Source organism: Poseidonibacter sp., from assembly GCF_041821165.1.
Lineage (GTDB): Bacteria > Campylobacterota > Campylobacteria > Campylobacterales > Arcobacteraceae > Poseidonibacter.
Window position 1 is genome coordinate 1 of record NZ_JBGUES010000266.1, and the last position, 2,036, is coordinate 2,036.

The 2,036-nt window shown below is 24.7% G+C and carries 3 protein-coding genes; all 3 read right to left on the reverse strand.

Annotated elements, in window-relative coordinates:
- A partial coding sequence (locus ACERKK_RS13020) for a response regulator transcription factor (protein WP_373773504.1) occupies positions 1-622 on the reverse strand: 622 nt, incomplete at its 3' end.
- A gap of 10 nt (positions 623-632) precedes the next feature.
- Complete coding sequence (locus ACERKK_RS13025) at positions 633-1,193, reverse strand: cysteine hydrolase family protein (RefSeq protein ID WP_373773505.1); 561 nt, start codon at positions 1,191-1,193, stop codon at positions 633-635.
- Between the two features lie 72 nt (positions 1,194-1,265).
- On the reverse strand, positions 1,266-2,036 hold a 771-nt coding region (locus tag ACERKK_RS13030), incomplete at its 5' end, for an aminodeoxychorismate synthase component I (RefSeq protein ID WP_373773506.1).

Below are 2,036 nucleotides of genomic sequence, written 5' to 3' on the forward strand. Positions count from 1 at the left end.
TTCGTAAATCTCTAATCAATGATTTAAAAGCACCATTTGATACTTGATTATTCCAAATATTATATTCTATCTCTTCATAAGTGATAATTCTATTTGGATTTTTAATAAATAAGTTTATAAGTAAACTCTCTTTTTTAGTTAGGATATAAGATTTATCATCTTTTATTATGCTTTGAGTTTGAAAATTAAAAAAGACTCCCTTTGCAAGTTTTACATTACTATAAATTCTTCTTTCAATAATTTCCATTGCTTTTGCTAGTGATGAAGTTAATAACTCTTTAGTAAAAGGTTTGATTATATATTTTGTTAAATATAATTCCATTAAATCAAGAAGATAATCATTTTTTGTATTTTTAGTAAGGATGATAAATGCAGTCTTTATATCATCCTTTCTAATTTCTTGTAAAAACTCAACAAAAAGATTGTCTTTAAAATCGCTATCAATTATGATTAAGCAAGGAGAGTGTTCTTTATATTGGTTCATAGATTCTTCAGCAGTAGAAGCATAAATAACTTTTTGAACTGTTTTTTCTAAAACAGTATTTACTTTATGAATATCATCTTTACTTGTATTTGTATAATTTTCATTTACATATAAAACTAATAAATCATCTAACTGCATTTAAAAAACCTTATAAAAGTTCTAATATTGAATCTGTAGTTTCTACTTTTGCATATGCAAACTCTAAAGAAGCCATAAATGAGGCATGAACCATTTTTGCAGGAATTACAATATCATTAAATTCTAAATCATGTGTAGCACAAGCATCATGTGCAACAAAACAATTATAACCATAATCACTAGATGCTCTAACAACTGCATCTATGCAAATATGTGTCATTGCACCAACAATTATAATATTTTGCGCTTGCAATTTATCTAAAATCTCTTTTAAATTTGTATTTTTAAAAGAATTAACTTCATTTTTTAAAACTTCAAACTCACCCTCTTTTGGAAGAAGAGTATTATGTATTTTAGCACCAGTTGAATTTTGAGTAAAAAAAGCTGCATCTTCATTTAAAAATTCATGTTTAACATGAACAATATTCATTGATTCTTTTCTAAACTTTTCTAATAATTTTAAAGCATTAGAAGCTGCAAGTTCTGTACCTTCTAATTTCCATTTGGCACCATCAAAACTTGGGAAGTAATCGTTTTGAAAATCAATTAATAATAAGACTGTATTTTTCATATTTTTCCTTTATTTTTAATAGAAAAAAGTATACAAATAAATTGTAGGAAAAAAGAAGGATTAAAATAATTTTTAAAAAGGTAAGTAAATTTTATCAATAAGTTCTTGATATTCTAAATTAACATCAGAATCACAAGTAATTCCACCACCACTTTTATAAAATTGTTCTTTAGTTTTATTTTGCTCAATAAATCTAATCATTACAGCAGTATCAAGTGAAGTTCCATCAAAAACACCAAAAATACCAGTATAAAAATCTCTATCATAATTTTCACAATCTTTTAAAATCTCAATAGTTTTTTTCTTTGGTGTTCCAGTTATTGAACCAGCAGGAAGCATTGATGTTAAAATTGTTCCAATTCTTTTATTCCAGTTTTCTTCTAAATGACCTGAAATTTTAGAACTTACTTGCAATAACTTTTTATTACCTGCATTTATTTTTTCAATATATCTAAATTTCTCTACTTTAACTTTTGTTGATACAATTCCTAAATCATTTCTTAGTAAATCCACAACCATTGTATGTTCAGCCATCTCTTTTATATCGCCTAAAATTTTAGCTTGTGCATTTGGTATTTTTGCATCAATAGTTCCCTTCATAGGATATGTATAAATCTTATTTTTTTTAATTTCTACAAATCTTTCAGGAGAAAAACAAACAAAGTTGTCATTTTTATTTTGATATCTTAATTTAAATCGTGCATTTACTTTTTCATAAATTTCATCAAGTGTAAAATTTGTTTCAATTTTTGTTTTAGAAGTTAGATTTAAAAGGTATGTATTACCATTTCTAATCTCATTTTGTAAAAAATCAAACTTCTTTTTATACTCAAAAAATGAAAT

Excerpts from the sequence above, each read along its gene's own strand:
- ACERKK_RS13025 (WP_373773505.1), bottom strand. The coding sequence starts at position 1,193 with ATGAAAAATACAGTCTTATTATTAATTGATTTTCAAAACGATTACTTC.